Below are 21,198 nucleotides of genomic sequence, written 5' to 3' on the forward strand. Positions count from 1 at the left end.
CGCCGTGCAAACAAGGCGGCCGCGCGCGCCTGTCACAGGCGTTACTGGCCCGAAACAAACGTAGGAGCGAGCGCAGCTCGCGATGCGCCGCGCGGGCGGCGCTCGATCTCACAGGCGCTGAAGATGCTCCGGCTACCCTTGCCAGGAACCATAGAATCTCCCACAGGTGGGAGCTGGCTCGCCGGCGATAGGGCCGGTCTTGCAATCAATGCAGCTCGAAGGTATCGGCATCCAGGTTGGCTGGGAACTTGGTGCGGTACGCCGCCAGTTCCGCCGCACTCAGCACCACGGTAAACACCCCGTCCGCCTCGCCGGCACTCAGCAGGCTCTCACCCTGGAAGTCCAGCACCTGGCTGTCACCTGAATAGGCAAAGCCCTTGCCGTCCGTACCCACCCGGTTCACCGCGGCCACATAGCACAGGTTCTCGATGCCCCGCGCCGGCAACAGGCGGTTCCAGTGCTGGCGGCGAGCGGCCGGCCAGTTGGCGGTGTACAGCAGCAGGTCGGTGTCCTGGGCGTCGCGGCTCCATACCGGGAAGCGCAGGTCGTAGCAGATCAGCGGGCGAATCCGCCAGCCCTTGAGCTCGAACTGCACCTGGCGCTCGCCCGGGGTGTAATGCTTGTGCTCGCCCGCCATGCGGAACAGATGGCGCTTGTCGTAGTGCAGAATCTCGCCATCCGGGCGCGCCCACAGCAGCCGGTTGCGGTGGCTGCCATCGGCCGCCTGCACGATCACGCTTCCGGTAATCACCGCGTTGTACTTTTTCGCCTGCGCCTTGAGCCATTTGTAGGTGGGGCCATTCTCAGGCTCGCACAGGCTTTCCGATTGCATGGAAAACCCCGTGGTAAACATCTCTGGCAGGATCACCAGGTCCACTTCACCGGCCTGCTCAAGCAGTACCTCGAAGTGCGCGTAATTGGCCTCGCGGTCATGCCAGGCAAGGGTAGTCTGCACCAGGGCGATTTTCAGGTTCGGCAATGTGCTCAGATCGCGCATAGTTTTTCCGCTGCCTGGCGCAGCGTCTCCTCTCGTTTGGCAAAGCACAGGCGCACCAGGCGTTGCTCGGGGATGGGTTGCTGGTAGAACACCGACACCGGAATGGTCGCCACGCCGTGCTCACGGGTCAGCCACAGCGCCATGTCGACATCATTCAGGTCCGGGCGTATCTGCGAATAATCAACCAGCTGGAAATAAGTGCCCGCCGTGCGGGTAAAGCGCAATCGCGAACCCTCCAGCAAGCCACAGAACAGGTCGCGCTTGGCCTGGTAAAAGGCCGGTAACTCATCGATGTGCTCCGGGTGCTCGGCCATGAAGTCGGCCAACGCGCACTGCAGCGGGGTGACGCCGCAAAAGTTGACGTACTGGTGCACCTTTCGCAGTTCGGCGCTCAGCGCCGGCGGGGCGATCATGTAACCGGTCTTCCAGCCGGTGACGTGGTAGGTCTTGCCGAACGAACTGACCACGAAGGCGCGCGGGTACAGCTGCGCATGGGCCAGCACGCTGGCGTGGCGTACCCCATCGTAGACCAGGTGCTCGTAGACCTCGTCGCTGACCAGGTAGATATCCCGGTCGGCGATCAGCTGCGCCAGCTGGTCGAGGTCTTCGCGGGTGATCAGGGCGCCGCTGGGGTTGTGGGGTGAATTGAGGATGACCATGCGCGTGCGCGGGCTCAGGGCATCGCTGAACTTCTGCCAGTCGATACGGAAGTCGCCATCGCTCAATTGCACATGCACGCAACGGCCACCGGCCAGTTCCACCGAAGGCTCGTAGCTGTCGTAGCACGGATCGAAGACGATCACCTCGTCACCGGCATGCACCACCGCCTGGATGGCGCAGAAGATGGCCTCGGTGGCGCCCGGGGTGATGGTCACTTCCTGGTCGGCATCCACCTTCGCCCCGTACAAGCGCTCCACCTTGGCCGCCACTTGCTGGCGCAGCGCCGGCAGGCCGGTCATCGGCAAGTACTGGTTATGCCCGGCGGCCACATGCCGGCCTACTGCATCGAGCAGTGCCTGTGGGCCATTGAAATCGGGAAACCCCTGCGACAGGTTCAACGCGCCAGTTTGCACGGCGAGCTGGGACATGGTGGTGAAGATGGTCGTGCCGACATTCGGCAGTTTGCTGCGGATCATGAAGCCCTCTTTCCTGGGGTGTATCCGGCACGGGGTGGAATCCGAGCATAGCGGATCGAGCGGTCAGGAAAAAGGTTGAAACCATGAGGGGATGCGCTGGATCAAAAGGCGAGCTGTGTAGAGCAGGCCTATTCGCCGATTTCACCTTCGAATACGGTTAGTGAGGCGCCGAAGCCAGTTCGTCTTCTTATTACTCCCATTACTCCCATTACTCCCATTAGCCTCCTGATCAAGGTTAAGGTTACTACGCGTCAATCTAGCTTGTTGGACAATATCATTGATATTCGCCTCATTTTCTGCCCACAACTTGACCTTAGAATTGAACTCTCGATTAACTGCCTTCAAGTGCCACTCATAACCATCTACGAATTTATCCAGCATCTCCCTAACCATATCAACGCTATCATTGTAATCCCGTTTTCTCAGCTTTTTCGACAACCATTTTATTTTATCGCCCGATTCTGCATAAGCAAGCTGCATCCCTTCTAGGGCACGCCTCTTAGTATCCCGTGCATCCTCCAGTAACGTCTGCTTGCCAAGCATTCTCACGGTAGCAGCCCACGACGCTATTATTCCAGACTTTCCGTCGAGGAACTGACTTGCCGCTCTCAACCTGGCCGCACGCGTCTCAGGACGATGCCCGCTAGGATCTGCATTATTGATCGGGTCATTCCTGCAGTAGCTATAAGCATTGAGAACGTGAAAGGGTGAAATACTATCTGGTGAAACGAACCGCATCGTGCCAGGATTATAGGCACGATAACCATTACCTAATAAGTATAGCGCTACCCCCGGAAGGCAATACTCTCCATTGAAACCCAACTGAGTCACCTCAGACAAGGTTTCAGACCTCAGACCGTAAGGTGCGTACCGGAACTCCGATAACCTATGTTGACTCACAGCCCCGCCCACCGTGCCGCCGAGTTCGCAAGCGAGCAATGATGCTGGAAAAACGTCACCAGACCGATCGGACAAGATCACTTCTTTAGTGCGTACATAGCGCGAGGCACGCTCACTCGCTATAACATTGACTAGCGTATTATCTTGATAGAAGAATTTCGCTGCCATCTTGACGATCTCCAGCATTAACGGGATGGTTTGCGAGCTAAGATCCCACGCCAAACCGTAAAGGGAAACTGGTAGAAATGACAGGTCTTTCATACTGCAAAGAGGGATGACGCACACGCTCATACACATGCAGCACAGACAACGGATGTGCGTAGCGGATTTTTTGGGGAGGGGAAGTTTGAAACGGTAAAGGTATTGCGCTGGACCAAAATGCGTCTTCGCGGGTCAACCTGCTCCACACAGATAGCACTCCTTGAAGCCAGCGCTGTACCTATGGGAGCGGGCGAGCCCGCGAAGCAGTCGACGCGCATTCAGCGCTTGTCGCGGCGCTTCTTCTCGGCCTTCTTGTGGTGCGACATCAGCCGGCGCTTCTTGTTGACCTGGCGGTCTGTGAGGGTGTTCTTCTTGCCCTCGTACGGGTTCTCACCGCCCTTGTATTCGATGCGGATCGGCGTGCCGACCAGCTTCAGCACACGGCGGTAGGTGTTTTCCAGGTAGCGCGAGTACGACTTGGGAATCTTCTCGGTCTGGTTGCCGTGGATCACGATCAGCGGCGGGTTGGCCCCGCCGAGGTGGGCATAGCGCAGCTTGATGCGACGACCGTTGACCAGCGGCGGCTGGTGCTCGCTCACCGCATCTTCGAGGATTTGCGTCAGGCGGCTGGTCGGCCAGCGGGTGACCGCCGACTTGAAGGCAGCCTGCACCGACTTGTACAGGTTGCCCACGCCCGTGCCATGCAAGGCGGAAATGAAGTGGATGTCGGCGAAGTCGACGAAGAACAGCCGGCGCTCCAGCTCGGTCTTGACGTAGTCACGCTCGCCCGGCTGCATGCCGTCCCACTTGTTCAGGGCAATGACGATCGCGCGCCCGGCTTCCAGGGCAAAGCCCAGCAGGTTCAAGTCGTGGTCGACCACACCTTCGCGGGCGTCCATGACGAAGATCACCACGTTGGCGTCCTTGATCGCCTGCAGCGTCTTCACCACCGAGAACTTTTCGACTTCCTCGTGGATCTTGCCACGCTTGCGCACACCGGCGGTGTCGATGAACGTGTACTTCTCGCCATCGCGCTCGAACGGAATATAGATACTGTCGCGGGTGGTGCCCGGCTGGTCGTACACCACCACACGCTCTTCACCGAGCATGCGGTTGACCAGGGTCGACTTGCCGACGTTCGGGCGGCCGATGATGGCGATCTTGATGCCATCCTTTTCGCTCGGGCCGGGAATGCGCACCGCCTCTTCGCCTTCGGCGACCTCGGCGTCCAGGGCCTCTTCGACCTGGTCGCGCGGCAGGTGGCCGAGCACGGCTTCCATCAGCGCGTTGATACCGCGGCCCTGGGAACCGGCTACCGGAATGGCGTTGCCCATGCCCAGCGGCGAGAACTCGGCGCGGGCCACGTCGGCGTCGATGTTGTCGATTTTGTTGGCGACCAGAATCGCCTCTTTGTTGCGCTTGCGCAGGTGCTCGGCAATCATCTGGTCGGCGGCGGTCATGCCGGCGCGGGCATCGACCAGGAACAGGACGTAGTCGGCTTCTTCAATGGCCATGAGCGACTGCTCGGCCATTTTCTCGTCCATGCCCACTTCGTCACCGGTGATACCGCCGGTGTCGATCAGGATGAAGGAACGACCCTGCCAGCTGGCATCACCATACTGGCGGTCACGGGTCAGGCCCGACAGGTCGCCGACGATGGCATCGCGGGTCTTGGTCAGGCGGTTGAACATGGTGGATTTGCCGACGTTCGGGCGGCCCACCAGGGCAATTACGGGAACCATCGGCTCTCCACTCTCGAATTCTTGAAAATGCAAAGGCCGCTGCAAGGCAGCGGCCGGAGTACGGGCGGCGCTTCCTGCGCCGCGGCTTGAAGCCCGCCAAGGCTTCAAGCATAGCTTCAGCGGATGGTCAGTGCCTCGAGCTTGCCGCTGTTGCCGAAGACATAGATGGTGTCACCGACCACAAGTGGGCGGGCGCGCAGGCCATCGCTGTCGATACGCTCACGGCCCACGAAGCGACCATCGACCTGGCTCAGCAGGTGCAGGTAACCTTCGAAGTCGCCCACGGCCACGTAGCTGGAATACACTTCCGGCGCAGAGAGCTGGCGACGGGCCATGCTGTCGTTGGACCACAGGGCGCTGGAAGTGCGCTCGTCGACACTTTCGACAGTGCCTGAAGCTTCGCTGACGTAAACGTTACCGAAGCCCTGGGCGACACCCACGTAGCTGGAGGCATCACGCTGCCACAGCACACGGCCGCTTTCCAGGTCCAGGCCCGCTACGCGGCCCTGGTAAGTGCTGACATACAGGGTTTGACCAGACAGCAGCAGGCCGCCATCGATGTCGACCACGCGCTCCAGCTCGGAACGGCCCTGGGGAATGGCCACGCGGCTTTCCCACACCGGCACGCCGTTGTTGATGTCCACCGCCACGACCTTGCCGGTCGACAGGCCGGCAATGGCCAGGCGGTTGGTGACGATCGGCGCACCGGTGCCACGCAGGGTCAGTACGGCCGGGGTGTTTTCGTAGATCCAGCGGCGGTCGCCGGTAGCGGCGTCCAGGCCGATCAGGCGGTCGTCCTGGGTCTGCACCACGACCACGTCACCGTTGTTGGCAGGCGGGGCCAGCACTTCGCTGGTCACGCGGGAGCGCCAGCGTTCTTCACCGGTGCTGGAATCCAGGGCAATGACTTCACCCTTGAGGGTGCCGAGCATGACCAGGCCGTAACCCACGCCCACTGCGCCGGAAACCGGCAGCTCCAGGTCCTTGTTCCAGACCACGTCGCCGGTGATGCGATCGAGGGCATAGACGTCACCGTGAACGTCGGAGGCGTAGATGCGGTCGTTCTCGATGGCCGGTACCAGGGTGTTGTAGGTTTCACCCTGGCCGTCACCGATCGAACGGCTCCACTGCTTCTTCAGCACCACTTCCTCGGTGAACTTGGTCAGCTCGGCCGGGGGCAGTTCCTTCTTGCTGTTGCTGCTGCAACCTGCGGCCAGTACGGCCAGGGTCAGCACTGCTGCATGTTTCCAACCGATCACTTACGCGTCCCCTTTAGCCAGGTCATCCAGCTTCAATTGCAGGCCACCGACTGCGGCGTCATCGGACAACGCAGCCTTGGCTTTCTCGTAAGCGCTGTGCGCGTCGCTGGCGCGACCCAGTTGCACCAGCAGGTCACCCTTCAACTCTTCACGGCTGGCCAGGAACGCCTTGTCGGCATCACCATCAAGCAGCTTCAGGGCATCTTCGGCCTTGTTCTGGGCAGCCAGCACGCGAGCCAGGCGCTGGCGCGAGATTTCGCCCAGGGTGGCATCGGCAGGCTTGTCCAGCACACCTTTGAGCTCGGCGGCGGCGTCGTCGAGCTTGCCGCTCTCGACCGCGACCTTGGCCACGAACAGGCTACCGTACTGGGCATAGGCCGTGCCGCCAAACTCGCTCTTGAGCTTGCCGGCCAGTTCCGCGACCTTGGTGGCGTCGGGCTGACCGCTTGGCGTCAGGCTGGTTTCGAGCAGGGCCTGGTACAACTGCGAGGCCCCTTGCGACTGGTTGTTCTGGTACTTGTGCCAGGTATTCCAGCCCAGCACCACCACACCTGCCAGCAATGCGCCGGTCAGCAGCGGCTTGCCATTGCGGTTCCACCAGTCCTTGACCCCTGCCAGGTCATCATCATCAGTACTCGACACCCCAATACTCCTTTTCGCCTATTCGTTGTTGAACCGCGTTACGCCTGCGCGATCGCGGTTTCCAGGTGCTCGGCAAGAGCATCCCAGGCAATGTTCTTTTGCTCGCCCTGGCCACGCAGTGGCTTCAAGCCGATGACTTGCTTGGCCAGTTCGTCCTCACCGAGGATCAGGGCGAACAGCGCACCGCTTTTATCGGCTTTCTTGAACTGGCTCTTGAAACTGCCGCCGCCGGCGTTGACGGCCAGGCGCAAGCCCGGCAAACGGTCGCGCAAACCTTCGGAAAGGCGCAGCCCGGCCAGCTCGGCCTGCTCGCCAAAGGCACACAGGTAGACGTCGACAGTACGGCTGATGGACTCCGGCACCTTGCCCAGGGTTTCCAGCAGCAGGATCAGACGCTCGATACCCATGGCGAAACCAACGCCGGTGGTCGGTTTGCCGCCCATCTGCTCGACCAGGCCGTCGTAGCGGCCACCGGCACACACGGTGCCCTGGGCGCCAAGCTTGTCGGTCACCCACTCGAACACGGTCTTGCTGTAGTAGTCCAGGCCACGCACCAGCTTGGTGTTGATCACGAACGGAATGCCGGTGGCCTCCAGGCGAGCCTTGAGGCCCTCGAAGTGCACGCGCGACGGTTCGTCCAGATAGTCTTCCAGCTTTGGCGCCCCAACCAGCACCGCCTGGGTGTTCTGGTCCTTGCTGTCGAGGATGCGCAGCGGGTTGCTTTTCAGGCGGCGCTGGCTGTCTTCATCCAGTTGCTCCAGGCGTGCGGACAGGAACTCGACCAGCGCATCACGGTAGCGGGCGCGGGCCTCGCTGGTGCCGAGGCTGTTGAGTTCGAGCTTGACCGCGTCCTGAATGCCCAGCAGGCCCCACAGGCGCCAGGTCAGCATGATCAGCTCGGCGTCGATGTCCGGGCCGTCGAGGTTGAACACTTCCACGCCAATCTGGTGGAACTGGCGGTAACGGCCCTTCTGCGGGCGTTCGTGGCGGAACATCTGGCCGATGTACCACAGTTTCTGCACCTGGCCGTTACCGGTGATGCCGTGCTCGAGCACGGCACGCACGCAGGCGGCGGTGCCTTCAGGGCGCAAGGTCAGCGAGTCGCCGTTGCGGTCCTCGAAGGTGTACATCTCTTTTTCGACGATATCGGTCACTTCGCCGATCGAGCGCTTGAACAGCTCAGTGAACTCGACGATCGGCGTGCGGATCTGGCTGTACCCGTAGGTGTCCAGCAGGTCGGCGACAGTGCCTTCGAAGTAGCGCCACAGCGGCGACTGTTCTGGCAGGATGTCGTTCATGCCACGGATGGCTTGCAGCGATTTGCTCACGAAAAGTCCTTACGAATTCTGTGTGTCAGCCACGGACGATCAGCGCCGCGTCGGCTTCGGCCTTTTCGGCCGCTTTCTGGCGGATGAGTTTTTCCAGCTCATCGACCAGGTTGTCGTTGGTGAGTTTCTGCGCCGGCTTGCCGTCGATGTAGATCAGGTTCGGCGTGCCGCCAGTCAGGCCGACATGGGCTTCCTTGGCTTCACCCGGGCCGTTGACCACGCAACCGATCACTGCCACGTCCAGCGGTACCAGCAGGTCTTCCAGGCGCCCTTCCAGCTCGTTCATGGTCTTGACCACATCGAAGTTCTGCCGCGAGCAGCTCGGGCAGGCGATGAAGTTGATGCCGCGCGAGCGCAGGTGCAGCGACTTGAGGATGTCGTAGCCGACCTTCACTTCTTCGACCGGGTCGGCGGCCAGCGAGATGCGAATGGTATCGCCAATGCCTTCGGCCAGCAGCATACCGAGGCCGACGGCGGATTTCACCGTGCCTGAACGCAGGCCACCGGCTTCGGTGATGCCCAGGTGCAGCGGCTGCACGATCTGCCTGGCCAACAGGCGGTAGGCCTCCACGGCCATGAACACGTCGGAGGCCTTGACGCTGACCTTGAAGTCCTGGAAGTCCAGGCGGTCGAGGTGCTCGACATGGCGCAGGGCCGACTCGACCAGCGCGGCCGGGGTAGGCTCGCCGTACTTCTTCTGCAGGTCTTTTTCCAGCGAACCGGCGTTGACACCGATGCGGATCGGGATGCCGCGGTCGCGGGCGGCGTCCACCACTGCGCGCACACGGTCTTCGCGGCCGATGTTGCCTGGGTTGATACGCAGGCAATCGACGCCCAGCTCGGCAACCCGCAGGGCGATCTTGTAGTCGAAGTGGATATCGGCTACCAGCGGCACGCTCACCTGTTGCTTGATCTTGCCGAAGGCTTCGGCAGCGTCCATGTCTGGCACCGACACCCGCACGATGTCCACGCCGGCATCGACCAGGCGCTGGATTTGCGCCACGGTGGCGGCCACATCGTTGGTGTCGGTGTTGGTCATGCTCTGCACCGCGATGGGGGCATCACCACCCACCGGCACATTGCCGACCCAGATTTTGCGGGATTCGCGACGTTTGATCGGAGATTCGCCGTGCATGACTTACTGTCCCAACTTCAGGCGAGCAGTCTCGCCACTGGTGAACGGGGCAACATCGACGGCCTGGCCGTTGTAGCTGACCTGGGCGCCCCGGGCGAAGCCCAGGCGTACCGCGAACGGCGGCTTGCCGGTCAGTTCGAGGTTGTCCCCTTTGCGCTTGATGGCGCTGAACAGCACCTTGCCGTTGCCGTCGGAAACCTGGGTCCAGCAATCGGCGGTGAACTGAATGGCGACCTTGCCGCTACCGGCCGGCACTGGCGCAGGCTCACTGGCTGCGGCCGGCGCGGCCGTAACGGGAGCTACAGGCGCCGCTGTGGCCGCCGGGGTGCTGGCGGCTGCCTGCACGGGCGCCTGCTGGGCAGTTGCCGCCCCAGCGGCTGGCTCTGTGGCTGTACCGGCCGCCGGCTGCTCGCCAGCTGCAGCGGGTTGTTCGCCCGTGCCTTGCGCCAACGGCAGCGGTGCGGTCTCAGCCTGCTGGCCGGCGGTAACGGCCTGGTCTTCAGGCTCATCGAGCGGGTGGATCTGGGTGGTGCCGTCGGCGCTTTCGACTTCGACATGCTCCAGGGCCATCTTGGCCAGGTCCTTGCCGCGCAGGCTGCCCTGGTCCTGCCACCAGACGAAACCGCCACCGACCACGGCGAGCAGCAACAGCAGGCTGACGCCGCGCAGGATGTTGTGCGACAGGCGCGTCGGCTCTTCGATGCGGCCCAGCGAATGCACGTCGCTGCCCTTGGCATGGGTACCGGTGTAGCGGTCGAAGGCATCGACCAGCACAGCCTGGTCCAGGTCCAGCAGCTTGGCGTAGGCACGTATGTAGCCACGGGCAAACGTATGCCCGGGCAGCTTGTCGAAGGCACCGGTTTCCACGTAGTTCAGCGAACTGACAGTGAGGTTTAGCTTGCGGGCCACCTCGGCTTGCGACCAGTCCCGTTTCTCACGGGCCAGGCGCAAAAGCTCACCGGGGTTCTGGCCAGGCGCTACTGCTACTTCGGGATGCGCGGCGTTCATCGTTGCTCCGACAGGTATTGCTGATATTCCGGCGTACCGGGATAAAGTCGTTGTAATTGCTGGCCCGTTTCGGCCAGTGCGCCCTGCTCGTCGAACACCCTGGCAAGGCGGCTGCCCAGCAGCAGGCTACGGGCATCGTGCGCGCTCAGCTCGCTGAAACGATCGTAGTAGTCCCGGGCCGGCACATAATGCCTGTTTTCGTAGGACAACTCAGCCATTTCCAGCAACGCCCTGGGTTGCCGCTGGTTGAGCTGCAATGCTTTCACCAGATATGCCTGTGCCTGGTCGCGGCGTTCGAGCCTCAAGGCAGTCAGGCCAAGGTTCTCGTATACGCGCGAGCGCTCAGGATACAGGGTATCGGCACTGGCCAGGCGAAACATCTGCTCGGCCTCGGCAAATCGCCCCTGAGCATAAAGGAAACTGCCGTAGTTGTTGCGAATTCGAGTATTGCCGCCGCTGCTTTGCAGGGCCTTGCGAAAGTGTGTTTCGGCCAGTGCCGGCTCACCTTCGGCCTGGAACACCAGCGCCAGGGCCGCGTGCGCATCGGCATCGCTGCTGTCCAGGGCCAGGGCCTTGCCCAGTGGCGCCTTGGCCTGTTCGGTCAAACCCTGTTGCAAATAACCCAGCCCAAGCTGCACGTAGGCACGCCCCGCTTCGGCCCTGCCCTGGCGGCTGCCCAGCGGGTCGCTCGCGCCGCCCGACACGCAGCCGGCCAGCAGCGAAAGCGCAAGGATCGACAGCGCGGCGCGCAGGCTCATGGGCAAGGTCCCGGTCAGTGGCTGGCGGCGCTGTCTTGCAGCTCGACATCCGCAGACAGTTGGCGCACAGCAATATAGCGCTCACTGCGGCGCGTGCGGTCGTTGACCTGCCCCACCAACTGACCGCAGGCAGCGTCGATGTCGTCGCCACGGGTAGTACGGGTGGTGACGTTGAAACCACCGTGGTGCAGCAGGTCCTGGAAACGACGAATGGCATTGTTGCTAGGCCGCTCATAGCCCGAATGCGGGAACGGGTTGAACGGGATCAGGTTGATCTTGCACGGCACGTCGCGCAGCAGCTCGATCATTTGCGCGGCATGCTCTGGCTGGTCGTTGACGTCCTTGAGCAGGGTGTACTCGATGGTCAGCACGCGCTTGCCGCCCAGGGTGGCCATGTAGCCCATGCACGATTCCAGCAGCATTTTCAGCGGGTACTTCTTGTTGATCGGCACCAGCTTGTTGCGCAGTTCGTCGTTAGGGGCGTGCAGCGACAGTGCCAGCGACACGTCGATGTGCTTGGCCAGTTCGTCGATCATTGGCACCACGCCCGAGGTGGACAAGGTGACGCGACGCTTGGAAATGCCGTAGCCCAGGTCATCCATCATGATTTTCATGGCGGCGATGACGTTGTCGAAGTTCAGCAGAGGCTCGCCCATGCCCATCATCACCACGTTGGTAATGGCGCGGTCGATTTTGGCAGGGACGGTCCCGAAGGATTTGTTGGCAAGCCACACCTGGCCGATCACTTCGGCGGCGGTGAGGTTGCTGTTGAAGCCTTGCTTGCCGGTGGAGCAGAAGCTGCAGTCCAGGGCACAGCCGGCTTGCGACGATACGCACAGGGTGCCGCGGTCGTCGGTAGGAATGTAGACGGTTTCGACGCAGCTGCCGGAGGCAACGCGGATCACCCACTTGCGGGTGCCGTCGGCGGAAATGTCTTCACTGACCACTTCCGGGGGGCGAATCTCGGCAACGGCCTCGAGCTTCTCGCGCAAGGCCTTGCCAACGTTGGTCATGGCCGCAAAATCGGACACGCCAAAATGGTGAATCCATTTCATCACCTGGCCGGCGCGGAAGCGCTTCTCCCCGATAGAGTCGAAGAATTGTTCCATTTCCGGCTGGGTCAGGCCCAACAGGTTGATTTTGCCAGTAGATGTCGTCATGGATTCACCCTCACCCGTAAGCTTTCGCTTAGCGAGTGGTTACCTCGGTAGCAGCGAAGAAGTAAGCGATTTCGCGAGCAGCAGCAGCTTCGGAGTCCGAACCGTGAACGGCGTTGGCGTCGATGGACTCGGCGAAGTCGGCGCGGATGGTGCCAGGAGCAGCTTCTTTAGGGTTGGTAGCGCCCATCAGCTCACGGTTCTTGGCGATGGCGTTTTCACCTTCCAGGACCTGAACAACTACCGGACCGGAAGTCATGAAGGCAACCAGGTCACCGAAGAAGCCGCGCTCGCTGTGCTCAGCGTAGAAGCCTTCGGCTTCGGCTTTGGACAGTTGCTTGATTTTCGAGGCAACGATTTTCAGGCCGGCTTCTTCGAAACGGGTGGTGATCTTGCCGATGACGTTTTTGGCAACGGCGTCAGGCTTGATGATCGAGAAAGTACGTTGAACAGCCATGGAAAACTCCAGAATATGAGTGTTACGAAAAATTAAACCCGCGAATTATACGCGGGTTCGAGGGGATTGCCTAACCTGCACGCAACGCTTAGTCGGCTTCGTCAATCCAGGCGGCCTGGATTGCCTCAAGCACTTTCTCACCGCCGCGTGACGGATCGTCGCTGAACTCTGGCAATGCCAGCACCCAGCGGTGCAGGTCGACGAAATTCACATATTTAGGATCGACTTCCGGCTTGCTTTCTGCAAGCTGGATGGCGATTTCAAGTACATCAACCCATTTCAGACTCATGTACAGGCCCTCAGTGCGGTGCTTCGGCAGCGTGGTTCAGCGAATACTTGGGGATCTCGATGGTCAGGTCCTGGTCGGCGACCACCACCTGGCAACCCAGGCGCGACTGCGCCTCCAGGCCCCAGGCCTTGTCCAGCATGTCCTCTTCCAGCTCATCGGCTTCTTCGAGCGAATCGAAACCTTTGCGAACAATACAGTGGCAGGTGGTGCAAGCCTTTACCCCGCCACAGGCGCTTTCCATCTCGATGTGATGGTCGTGGGCCAGCTCCAGGATGTTGGTCCCGGCTGGCACATCCACGGTCAGGCCTTCAGGGCAGAACTTCTCATGCGGCAGGAAGGTTACCAGCGGCATCGATTACTCCTCGATCTCATTCAGGTTGCGCCCGGCCAGTGCGGCTTTGACCGTCGAATCAAGGCGACGGGCGGCAAATGCGTCGGTCACCTGCGACAGACGCTTGGTCTGTTGCTCGATGGCTGCGCCATCAGTGCCCGCCAGCAAATCACGTAGTTCTTGCATCTGGAATTCGATGGCGTCGCGCTCGTCACTGCTGAGCAAGCGTTCGCCGTCGGCGTCCAGGGCGCCCTGTACCGCTTCGAGCAGGCGCTCGGCGTCCACCTGGTGCTCGCGCAACTGGCGGGCGTGCTTGTCGGAACCGGCGTGTTCGAACGAGTCCTTCAGCATGCGGGCGATTTCGCCGTCGGTCAGGCCGTAGGACGGCTTGACCTGGATGCTGGCTTCCACGCCCGAACCCAGCTCGCGCGCGGCAACGCTGAGCAGGCCGTCGGCATCCACCTGGAAGGTGACGCGGATTTTTGCCGAGCCGGCGACCATGGCCGGAATGCCACGCAGCTCGAAACGCGCCAGCGAGCGGCAGTCGCTGATCAGCTCACGCTCGCCTTGCAGCACGTGGATCATCATGGCCGTCTGGCCGTCTTTGTAAGTAGTGAACTCCTGGGCACGCGCCACCGGAATGGTGGTGTTGCGCGGGATCACCTTCTCCATCAGCCCGCCCATGGTTTCGAGGCCAAGCGACAGCGGAATGACATCGAGCAGCAGCAGTTCGCCACCTTCGCGGCGGTTGCCGGCCAGGGTATCGGCCTGAATCGCGGCGCCGATGGCCACCACCTGGTCCGGGTCGATCGAGGTCAGCGGCGTACGGCCAAACAGCGCACCCACCGCATCGCGCACACGCGGCACGCGGGTCGAGCCACCGACCATGACCACGGCGCTGACTTCGTCCATTTCAACGCCGCTGTCGCGCACCGCGCGGCGGCAAGCCTTGAGGCTGCGGGCGATCATCGGCTCGATCATGGCGTCGAAGGCAACACGGCTCAGCTCACCTTGCCAGGCACCATGGCTGACAGTGACCACGTCGGCGTCAGTCAGGGCCTCTTTGGCAGCGCAGGCAGTCTGCAGCAGTGCGCGCTGGGTGGCCGGGTCCAGGTCGGAGGAAAGACCGGCCTGCTCGATGATCCAGCCGGCGATGGCATGGTCGAAATCGTCGCCGCCCAGGGCGGTATCGCCGCCGGTGGCCAGCACTTCGAACACACCGGCAGTCAGGCGCAGGATGGAAATGTCAAAGGTACCGCCGCCCAGATCATAGATGGCCACCACGCCTTCGGCGTTCTGGTCCAGGCCGTAGGCAACGGCAGCGGCGGTCGGCTCATTGAGCAGGCGCAGCACGTTCAGGCCTGCCAGGCGTGCAGCGTCTTTGGTCGCCTGGCGCTGAGCGTCGTCGAAATAGGCTGGCACGGTGATCACCGCGCCTACCAGCTCGCCACCCAGGGTCGCTTCGGCCCGCTCACGCAGCACCTTGAGGATGTCGGCGGACACTTCCACCGGGCTTTTCGGGCCCTGCACGGTATCGATGAACGGCATGTGCGACTCACCGCCAACAAAGCGGTAAGGCAGTTGCTCGCCCAACTGCTTGACGTCGGCAACGCCGCGCCCCATCAGGCGCTTGACCGACAGCACGGTGTTCAGCGGGTCGCTGGAAGCGGCCTCACGCGCGGCCTGCCCCACCTGGATACGCCCGTCGAGGTAGCGTACCGCGGACGGCAGAATGACGTTACCCTGCGCATCGGGCAGGGGCTCGCTGCGGCCGCTGCGCAATGCGGCGACCATGGAGTTGGTGGTACCCAGGTCAATGCCCACCGCCAGGCGACGCTGGTGCGGTTGAGGGGTTTGACCGGGTTCGGCAATCTGCAGTAGGGCCATGCTTATCTGAGTACCTTAGGTGCCATCACGGGCGACACCGGGTTAATCGTCGAGGCGCTCTTCCAGTTGGCGCACTTCTTGGGCGAGCTTGTCGAGGAACTGCATGCGGCGCATCAGGCGCTCAGCCTTGTCGCGCTCGGCGGGAACGTCCCAGCAGGCAGCGAAATCCTCGTTCAGCGAGTCCTGGGCGGCCTTCAAGCGCTTCTTGAATGCCGCTACGCCGTCCAGGTCGGCTTCGTCCTGCAACTCTTCCAGCTCTTCGCGCCACTGCATCTGCTGCAACAAAAAGTCCGGGTCGTGGACCGTGACTTCCTGGGGCACTTCGTGACCGCTGATGGCCAGCAGATAGCGGGCACGACGCGGCGCACTGCGCAGCGTCTGGTAGGCGTCGTTGAGGGCTGCGGACTTTTCCAGCGCGACCCGCTGCTCCCGCTCGGAGGCGTCGGCAAAACGGTCGGGATGGACTTCGCGGGCCAGCTCGCGGTAGCGAGTGGCCAGCTTGTCGAGATCCAGGCGGAAGCTTGGCTGGAGGTCAAACAATGCGTAGTGACAAGGAGTACCCACAGCCGGCCTCAAACGTTGAAGCTTTCGCCGCAGCCACACTCACCGCGCACGTTGGGGTTGTTGAACTTGAAGCCTTCGTTCAACCCTTCCTTGACGAAGTCCAGCTCGGTACCGTCGAGGTACACCAGGCTCTTGGGATCGATGATCACCTTGACGCCGTGGTTTTCGAACACCTGGTCTTCGTCGGCCAGTTCGTCAACGAACTCCAGCACGTAGGCCAGGCCCGAGCAACCGGTGGTGCGCACGCCCAGGCGAATGCCCTCACCTTTGCCGCGCCCATCGAGAGAGCGGCGAATGTGGTTGGCGGCGGCTTCTGTCATGCTGATAGCCATCAGGACTCCTTACCTCGCAACAGGCGGCTTAGATCAAGCCTTTCTTCTGCTTGTAATCGCGCACAGCTGCCTTGATGGCATCTTCGGCGAGTACCGAGCAGTGGATCTTGACCGGCGGCAACGCCAGTTCTTCTGCCAGCTGGGTGTTCTTGATGGTTTCGGCTTCGTCCAGGGTCTTGCCCTTCATCCACTCGGTAGCGAGGGAGCTGGAAGCGATGGCCGAACCGCAACCGTAGGTCTTGAACTTGGCGTCTTCGATCACGCCCTGCTCGTTGACCTTGATTTGCAGACGCATCACGTCGCCACACGCAGGGGCGCCGACCATGCCGGTACCGACATCCGGGTCTTCGGCATTCATCTTGCCGACGTTGCGTGGGTTTTCGTAGTGGTCGATGACCTTTTCACTGTATGCCATGGTGCAATTCCTTCCTCATCAGGGAGCCGCTCTTGCCGGCGACTGCTTAGTGGGCGGCCCACTCGATCTTGGAGATGTCAACGCCGTCTTTGTACATATCCCACAGCGGCGACAGTTCACGCAGTTTGTTGACGGCCTCGCAGACTTTCTGCGCGGCGTAGTCGACTTCTTCTTCGGTGGTGAAGCGGCCGAAGGAGAAGCGGATCGAGCTGTGCGCCAGCTCGTCGTTGCGGCCCAGAGCGCGCAGTACGTACGACGGCTCGAGCGACGCGGAGGTGCACGCCGAACCAGACGATACGGCGATGTCCTTCAGCGACATCAGCAGCGATTCGCCTTCGACGTAGTTGAAGCTCAGGTTCAGGTTGTGCGGTACGCGGGCAGTCTGGCTACCGTTGACGTACAGCTCTTCAAGGCTGGAGACCTGCTTGAAGAAGCGGTCGCTCAGGGCCTTGATGCGTACGTTTTCGGCGGCCATTTCCTGCTTGGCGATGGCGAATGCTTCGCCCATGCCGACGATCTGGTGAGTCGGCAGGGTGCCCGAACGCATGCCGCGCTCATGACCACCGCCGTGGATGATGGCTTCCAGACGCACACGCGGCTTGCGGCTGACGTACAGCGCGCCGATGCCTTTCGGGCCGTAGGCTTTGTGCGCCGAGAACGACATCAGGTCGACCTTCAGCTTCTGCACGTCGATTTCCACCTTGCCGGCCGACTGGGCGGCATCGACATGGAACAGCACGCCACGCGCACGGGTCAGCTCACCGATGGCGGCGATGTCGTTGATCGAGCCGACTTCGTTGTTCACGTGCATCAGCGACACCAGGATAGTGTCGTCACGCAGCACGGCCTCGACCATGGCCGGGGTGACGATACCGTCTTCGCCTGGCTCCAGGTAGGTGACTTCGAAACCTTCACGCTCCAGCTGGCGAGCGGTATCCAGTACCGCCTTGTGCTCGATCTTGGAGGTGATGATGTGCTTGCCCTTGGTCTGATAGAAGTGCGCCACGCCTTTGAGGGCGAGGTTGTCGGACTCGGTGGCACCGCTGGTCCAGACGATCTCGCGCGGGTCGGCGTTGATCAGCTCGGCAACCTGGCGACGGCCGTTCTCGACCGCTTCTTCGGCCTTCCAGCCGAACACGTGGGAGCGCGAAGCCGGGTTACCGAAGTTTCCGTCAACCAGCAGGCATTCGGCCATTTTCTGGGCGACGCGTGGGTCAACCGGCGTGGTCGCGGAGTAATCGAGGTAGATCGGCAACTTCATTTGTCTCTCCTATCAGGCGGTGGCGTCGCTCGTCGTGGCTAAGGGTCAATCGACGGCAGACGTCTCAATCTTGTCCAGCTGGGCGGTTCGGCCTGCGACACGACGCAAGTCCTGGCGCTGGGCGACTTCCTGCACCTCACGGCGCATGACAAGGTCGGCCAGGCTGATGCCGCTGAGGAATTCATGGATCTGCTGGCTGAGGTCGCACCACAGGTGGTGGGTCAGGCAGGTATCACCGGCATGGCAGTCCCCGAGGCCCTGGCAACGGGTGGCATCGACCGATTCGTTGACCGCGTCGATGACCTGTGCCACCTGGATGGTTTCCATACCGCGCGACAGCTGATAGCCGCCACCTGGGCCGCGCACACTGGAAACCAGGCTGCTACGGCGCAGCTTGGCGAACAGCTGCTCCAGATAAGAGAGGGAAATGCCCTGGCGCTCGGAAATATCGGCCAAAGACACCGGCCCATGCTGCGCGTGCAACGCCAGGTCGAGCATGGCAGTCACGGCGTATCGGCCTTTGGTAGTCAGTCGCATGGCTATTGGGTACCACGGGAGTTTCGGGATGTGTGCAAGTATGCGATTCCCGAGCATTTAAGTCAACTATTAGACCTACTGCTTTAGTCGGGTTTGCATCTGGGAGGCGGCGCGATTGTAGCAGACGAGGGGCGTGAGCACACGCCCCGTATGTCTACCTCGGTGCGCCGCGGCGCAATCAATGCGGCTGAGTGTCGCGCCTGACGGCCTGGGCCGCTTCGGTGAAGTCATCTTCAGGCAGGGCCGGCAGCTCTTTGGCGCAGTAGTCACTGCCCATTTTCGTCAACGCGCCGCACATACCCTCCAGCCGCTCGTCGACGGCCTGCAGGTGGTCGAGCATCTGGCCAATGGCGCGCGCCACCGGGTCAGGCATGTCGCCACTCACACCGTAGGCGTCGAAGCCGATCTTCTCGGCCATCGCCTTGCGCTTGGCCTCCACTTCGCTGTCTTCGCGCTTGACGATGATGCGCCCGGGGATACCCACTGCCGTGGCACCGGCCGGGACCGCCTTGGTCACCACCGCATTGGAGCCGATCTTGGCCCCCGCACCCACGGTGAACGGGCCCAGCACCTTGGCCCCCGCCCCTACCACCACGCCGTTTTCCAGGGTGGGGTGGCGCTTGCCCTTGTTCCAGCTGGTGCCGCCCAGCGTAACGCCCTGGTACAGGGTGACGTCATCGCCGATTTCGGCGGTTTCGCCGATGACGATGCCCATGCCGTGGTCGATGAAGAAACGCCGGCCGATGGTGGCACCCGGGTGAATCTCGATACCGGTGAGCCAGCGGCCGAAGTTCGAGACCAGGCGCGCCAGCCACTTGAAGTCGCGCCGCCACAAGGCATTACCCATTCGATGCAGCCAGATGGCATGCATGCCCGGGTAGCAGGTGAGCACCTCGAAGGCATTGCGCGCAGCCGGGTCACGGTGGAATACGCTTTGAATATCTTCACGCAGGCGTTCAAACATCTTTCAGTCCTTCCGTTTATGCGGCTCGCCCCGGACCACTTTCTGGGTCTCGGTGAGGATGCCGCGCAAAATGCTCATCTCCGAACGCTCGACCGCCACCCGCCCGTACAGCCGGCGCAAGCGCGGCATCAGGTGCTTGGGCTTTGCAGGGTCGAGGAAGCCGATGCCCACCAGGGTTTTCTCCAGGTGGTCGTAGAACAGCTCCATTTCGTCCATGGTCGCCAGCTCGCTGGCATCCACCTTCTCGACCTGGGCCGGTGCCACACCGGCGGCCAACCAGGCCATGCGCACCTCATAGGCGAGCACTTGCACGGCGGCAGCCAGGTTCAGCGAGCTGAAGTCGGGGTTGGAGGGAATGTGCACGTGGAAGTGACATCGCTGCAGTTCTTCGTTGGTCAGGCCGGCGTGTTCGCGCCCGAACACCAGGGCGATTTCTTCGCCACCATTGGCATGCACCACCGCCTTTTCGCCACATTCACGCGGGCCGATCAACGGCCAGGGAATGCTGCGCTCGCGGGCGCTGGTGCCCATCACCAGGTTGCAGCCGACCAGGGCCTGTTCGAGGCTGTCGACCACCTGGGCATTGCCCAGCACGTCGTCGGCACCAGAGGCGCGGGCACTGGCATCCACGGCGGGGAACTCTTTCGGCTGCACCAGCACCAGACGCGACAAGCCCATGTTTTTCATGGCACGCGCAGCGCCGCCGATGTTGCCGGGGTGGCTGGTATTGACCAGAACAACACGAATATTTTGCAGCAAGGTGTTGTGCTCACAGATGCAGGAATCAGGGGCTTGGATCTTACAGAACCGACAGACGTAACGCCACGAAAGCAAATGTGCCCCTTCTGCCGCCACAGTTTTCTGCTAGAATGATCGGCTTTCTTCTTTAACATCTCCAGGTGACCCGCCCATGCAGCCTATGCTGAATATCGCCCTGCGCGCCGCTCGCAGCGCCAGTGAACTGATTTTCCGCTCCATCGAACGCCTGGATAGCATCAAGGTCGATGAGAAAGAGGCCAAGGACTACGTTTCCGAAGTCGATCGCGCCGCCGAGCAGACCATCGTCAACGCCCTGCGCAAGGCCTACCCGAACCACTCCATCCAGGGTGAAGAAACCGGCCTGCACGCCGGCACCGGTGAAGAGGGCAAGGATTACCTGTGGATCATCGACCCGCTGGACGGCACCACCAATTTCCTGCGTGGCATCCCGCACTTCGCTGTCAGCATTGCCTGCAAATACCGTGGCCGCCTTGAGCACGCCGTGATCGTCGACCCGGTTCGCCAGGAAGAATTCACCGCCAGCCGTGGCCGTGGCGCCCAACTCAATGGCCGCCGCCTGCGTGTCAGCTCGCGCACCAGCCTGGAAGGCGCCCTGCTGGGTACCGGCTTCCCGTTCCGCGACAGCCAGATGGCCGACCTCGACAACTACCTGGGCATGTTCCGCGCCTTGACCGGCCAGACTGCCGGCATCCGCCGCGCCGGCGCTGCCAGCCTGGACCTGGCCTACGTTGCTGCCGGCCGCTTCGACGCCTTCTGGGAATCGGGGCTGTCCGAGTGGGACATGGCCGCCGGCGTGCTGCTGATCCAGGAAGCCGGTGGCCTGGTGAGCGACTTCAACGGTGGCCACGACTTCCTCGACAAAGGCCACATCGTTGCGGGCAACATCAAGTGCTTCAAGGCCGTGCTGACCGCTATCCAGCCACACCTGCCAGAAAGCCTGAAGCGCTAAGCGCGGATTGCTGGCAAACAAAAAGCACCCCTCGGGGTGCTTTTTTGTGCCTGCCGAAGCCGTCCACAATCCGCATTTTGGACTGCCCCCAATAAGTTGGACAGTTTCAGCTAGCAGCCCCTGCAGCATGAGCCCTGTATTTCACAGGGCTCATGCCATTGAGCTTTAG

The 21,198-nt window shown here is 62.0% G+C and carries 23 protein-coding genes; 1 reads left to right on the plus strand and 22 read right to left on the minus strand.

Going from position 1 to position 21,198, the window contains the following annotated elements:
- Positions 1 to 205 precede the first annotated feature (205 nt).
- The 22 genes from QME24_RS23110 to trmJ all read right to left on the minus strand — a co-directional run bounded on the left by QME24_RS23110 (position 206) and on the right by trmJ (position 20,059).
- On the minus strand, positions 206 to 997 hold the full coding sequence (locus tag QME24_RS23110) for an amidohydrolase (RefSeq protein WP_029885485.1): 792 nt from the start codon (positions 995 to 997) through the stop codon (positions 206 to 208).
- Positions 985 to 2,133, minus strand: coding sequence for a pyridoxal phosphate-dependent aminotransferase (locus QME24_RS23115; protein WP_054906168.1), 1,149 nt, complete (start codon positions 2,131 to 2,133; stop codon positions 985 to 987). The genes QME24_RS23110 and QME24_RS23115 overlap by 13 nt, the downstream gene beginning before the upstream one ends.
- 141 nt (positions 2,134 to 2,274) lie before the next feature.
- Entirely contained in the window at positions 2,275 to 3,219 is a 945-nt protein-coding gene (locus tag QME24_RS23120; protein ID WP_281691063.1) for an RHS repeat-associated core domain-containing protein, read from the minus strand.
- Between the two features lie 293 nt (positions 3,220 to 3,512).
- On the minus strand, positions 3,513 to 4,976 hold the full coding sequence (der, locus tag QME24_RS23125; protein WP_016713195.1) for a ribosome biogenesis GTPase Der: 1,464 nt from the start codon (positions 4,974 to 4,976) through the stop codon (positions 3,513 to 3,515).
- A gap of 116 nt (positions 4,977 to 5,092) precedes the next feature.
- Positions 5,093 to 6,235, minus strand: coding sequence for an outer membrane protein assembly factor BamB (gene bamB, locus QME24_RS23130; protein WP_009682029.1), 1,143 nt, complete (start codon positions 6,233 to 6,235; stop codon positions 5,093 to 5,095).
- Positions 6,236 to 6,877 (minus strand): tetratricopeptide repeat protein, encoded by a 642-nt coding sequence (locus QME24_RS23135; protein WP_009682030.1) that lies wholly within the window; start codon positions 6,875 to 6,877, stop codon positions 6,236 to 6,238.
- 38 nt (positions 6,878 to 6,915) lie between these two features.
- Positions 6,916 to 8,205 (minus strand): histidine--tRNA ligase, encoded by a 1,290-nt coding sequence (hisS, locus tag QME24_RS23140; protein WP_281691064.1) that lies wholly within the window; start codon positions 8,203 to 8,205, stop codon positions 6,916 to 6,918.
- 25 nt (positions 8,206 to 8,230) lie between these two features.
- The gene (gene ispG, locus QME24_RS23145; RefSeq protein ID WP_009682032.1) at positions 8,231 to 9,340 is read right to left on the minus strand and encodes a flavodoxin-dependent (E)-4-hydroxy-3-methylbut-2-enyl-diphosphate synthase; all 1,110 of its coding nucleotides are present in this window, start codon (positions 9,338 to 9,340) and stop codon (positions 8,231 to 8,233) included.
- Positions 9,341 to 9,343: 3 nt separating this feature from the next.
- Complete coding sequence (locus QME24_RS23150) at positions 9,344 to 10,348, minus strand: RodZ family helix-turn-helix domain-containing protein (protein ID WP_029885480.1); 1,005 nt, start codon at positions 10,346 to 10,348, stop codon at positions 9,344 to 9,346.
- Positions 10,345 to 11,106: a type IV pilus biogenesis/stability protein PilW gene (gene pilW / locus QME24_RS23155; RefSeq protein ID WP_029885479.1), complete on the minus strand. Its 762-nt coding sequence runs from the start codon at positions 11,104 to 11,106 to the stop codon at positions 10,345 to 10,347. Before pilW ends, QME24_RS23150 begins: the two co-directional genes overlap by 4 nt.
- 14 nt (positions 11,107 to 11,120) lie before the next feature.
- On the minus strand, positions 11,121 to 12,266 hold the full coding sequence (gene rlmN / locus QME24_RS23160) for a 23S rRNA (adenine(2503)-C(2))-methyltransferase RlmN (protein WP_009682035.1): 1,146 nt from the start codon (positions 12,264 to 12,266) through the stop codon (positions 11,121 to 11,123).
- A gap of 28 nt (positions 12,267 to 12,294) precedes the next feature.
- Complete coding sequence (ndk, locus tag QME24_RS23165; protein WP_009682036.1) at positions 12,295 to 12,720, minus strand: nucleoside-diphosphate kinase; 426 nt, start codon at positions 12,718 to 12,720, stop codon at positions 12,295 to 12,297.
- Between the two features lie 88 nt (positions 12,721 to 12,808).
- Complete coding sequence (gene iscX, locus QME24_RS23170) at positions 12,809 to 13,009, minus strand: Fe-S cluster assembly protein IscX (RefSeq protein WP_009682037.1); 201 nt, start codon at positions 13,007 to 13,009, stop codon at positions 12,809 to 12,811.
- Between the two features lie 10 nt (positions 13,010 to 13,019).
- Positions 13,020 to 13,361, minus strand: coding sequence for an ISC system 2Fe-2S type ferredoxin (gene fdx, locus QME24_RS23175; protein ID WP_023533300.1), 342 nt, complete (start codon positions 13,359 to 13,361; stop codon positions 13,020 to 13,022).
- Between the two features lie 3 nt (positions 13,362 to 13,364).
- On the minus strand, positions 13,365 to 15,227 hold the full coding sequence (gene hscA / locus QME24_RS23180) for a Fe-S protein assembly chaperone HscA (RefSeq protein ID WP_281691065.1): 1,863 nt from the start codon (positions 15,225 to 15,227) through the stop codon (positions 13,365 to 13,367).
- 42 nt (positions 15,228 to 15,269) lie between these two features.
- Entirely contained in the window at positions 15,270 to 15,791 is a 522-nt protein-coding gene (gene hscB / locus QME24_RS23185) for a co-chaperone HscB (protein ID WP_054911407.1), read from the minus strand.
- Positions 15,792 to 15,799: 8 nt separating this feature from the next.
- A complete protein-coding gene (gene iscA, locus QME24_RS23190; protein WP_003248536.1) occupies positions 15,800 to 16,123 on the minus strand; it encodes an iron-sulfur cluster assembly protein IscA in 324 nt (107 codons plus the stop codon).
- A gap of 28 nt (positions 16,124 to 16,151) precedes the next feature.
- Entirely contained in the window at positions 16,152 to 16,538 is a 387-nt protein-coding gene (iscU, locus tag QME24_RS23195) for a Fe-S cluster assembly scaffold IscU (RefSeq protein ID WP_003248539.1), read from the minus strand.
- 46 nt (positions 16,539 to 16,584) lie between these two features.
- On the minus strand, positions 16,585 to 17,799 hold the full coding sequence (locus QME24_RS23200; protein WP_009682042.1) for an IscS subfamily cysteine desulfurase: 1,215 nt from the start codon (positions 17,797 to 17,799) through the stop codon (positions 16,585 to 16,587).
- 45 nt (positions 17,800 to 17,844) lie between these two features.
- Positions 17,845 to 18,336: a Fe-S cluster assembly transcriptional regulator IscR gene (gene iscR, locus QME24_RS23205; RefSeq protein WP_008092572.1), complete on the minus strand. Its 492-nt coding sequence runs from the start codon at positions 18,334 to 18,336 to the stop codon at positions 17,845 to 17,847.
- Between the two features lie 178 nt (positions 18,337 to 18,514).
- Positions 18,515 to 19,300 carry a serine O-acetyltransferase gene (gene cysE, locus QME24_RS23210; RefSeq protein WP_029885475.1) on the minus strand — a complete coding sequence of 262 codons (786 nt, stop codon included), beginning with the start codon at positions 19,298 to 19,300 and terminating at the stop codon, positions 18,515 to 18,517.
- Positions 19,301 to 19,303: 3 nt separating this feature from the next.
- Positions 19,304 to 20,059 carry a tRNA (cytosine(32)/uridine(32)-2'-O)-methyltransferase TrmJ gene (gene trmJ, locus QME24_RS23215; protein WP_054881954.1) on the minus strand — a complete coding sequence of 252 codons (756 nt, stop codon included), beginning with the start codon at positions 20,057 to 20,059 and terminating at the stop codon, positions 19,304 to 19,306.
- Between the two features lie 151 nt (positions 20,060 to 20,210).
- Between trmJ and suhB the strand changes: the two genes are divergently transcribed.
- Positions 20,211 to 21,029, plus strand: coding sequence for an inositol-phosphate phosphatase (gene suhB / locus QME24_RS23220; RefSeq protein WP_009682045.1), 819 nt, complete (start codon positions 20,211 to 20,213; stop codon positions 21,027 to 21,029).
- The last annotated feature ends 169 nt before the right edge of the window (positions 21,030 to 21,198 follow it).

This window comes from Pseudomonas sp. PARCl1, from assembly GCF_947311875.1.
Lineage (GTDB): Bacteria > Pseudomonadota > Gammaproteobacteria > Pseudomonadales > Pseudomonadaceae > Aquipseudomonas > Aquipseudomonas juntendi.

Bases quoted from the DNA above. Each gene is read 5' to 3' on its own strand.
- QME24_RS23110 (WP_029885485.1), bottom strand. From the start codon at position 997: ATGCGCGATCTGAGCACATTGCCGAACCTGAAAATCGCCCTGGTGCAG.
- QME24_RS23115 (WP_054906168.1), bottom strand. From the start codon at position 2,133: ATGATCCGCAGCAAACTGCCGAATGTCGGCACGACCATCTTCACCACC.
- QME24_RS23120 (WP_281691063.1), bottom strand. From the start codon at position 3,219: ATGCTGGAGATCGTCAAGATGGCAGCGAAATTCTTCTATCAAGATAAT.
- der (WP_016713195.1), bottom strand. From the start codon at position 4,976: ATGGTTCCCGTAATTGCCCTGGTGGGCCGCCCGAACGTCGGCAAATCC.
- ispG (WP_009682032.1), bottom strand. From the start codon at position 9,340: ATGCACGGCGAATCTCCGATCAAACGTCGCGAATCCCGCAAAATCTGG.
- QME24_RS23150 (WP_029885480.1), bottom strand. From the start codon at position 10,348: ATGAACGCCGCGCATCCCGAAGTAGCAGTAGCGCCTGGCCAGAACCCC.
- pilW (WP_029885479.1), bottom strand. From the start codon at position 11,106: ATGAGCCTGCGCGCCGCGCTGTCGATCCTTGCGCTTTCGCTGCTGGCC.
- rlmN (WP_009682035.1), bottom strand. From the start codon at position 12,266: ATGACGACATCTACTGGCAAAATCAACCTGTTGGGCCTGACCCAGCCG.
- ndk (WP_009682036.1), bottom strand. From the start codon at position 12,720: ATGGCTGTTCAACGTACTTTCTCGATCATCAAGCCTGACGCCGTTGCC.
- iscX (WP_009682037.1), bottom strand. From the start codon at position 13,009: ATGAGTCTGAAATGGGTTGATGTACTTGAAATCGCCATCCAGCTTGCA.
- fdx (WP_023533300.1), bottom strand. From the start codon at position 13,361: ATGCCGCTGGTAACCTTCCTGCCGCATGAGAAGTTCTGCCCTGAAGGC.
- hscA (WP_281691065.1), bottom strand. From the start codon at position 15,227: ATGGCCCTACTGCAGATTGCCGAACCCGGTCAAACCCCTCAACCGCAC.
- iscA (WP_003248536.1), bottom strand. From the start codon at position 16,123: ATGGCTATCAGCATGACAGAAGCCGCCGCCAACCACATTCGCCGCTCT.
- iscU (WP_003248539.1), bottom strand. From the start codon at position 16,538: ATGGCATACAGTGAAAAGGTCATCGACCACTACGAAAACCCACGCAAC.
- QME24_RS23200 (WP_009682042.1), bottom strand. From the start codon at position 17,799: ATGAAGTTGCCGATCTACCTCGATTACTCCGCGACCACGCCGGTTGAC.
- iscR (WP_008092572.1), bottom strand. From the start codon at position 18,336: ATGCGACTGACTACCAAAGGCCGATACGCCGTGACTGCCATGCTCGAC.
- cysE (WP_029885475.1), bottom strand. From the start codon at position 19,300: ATGTTTGAACGCCTGCGTGAAGATATTCAAAGCGTATTCCACCGTGAC.
- suhB (WP_009682045.1), top strand. From the start codon at position 20,211: ATGCAGCCTATGCTGAATATCGCCCTGCGCGCCGCTCGCAGCGCCAGT.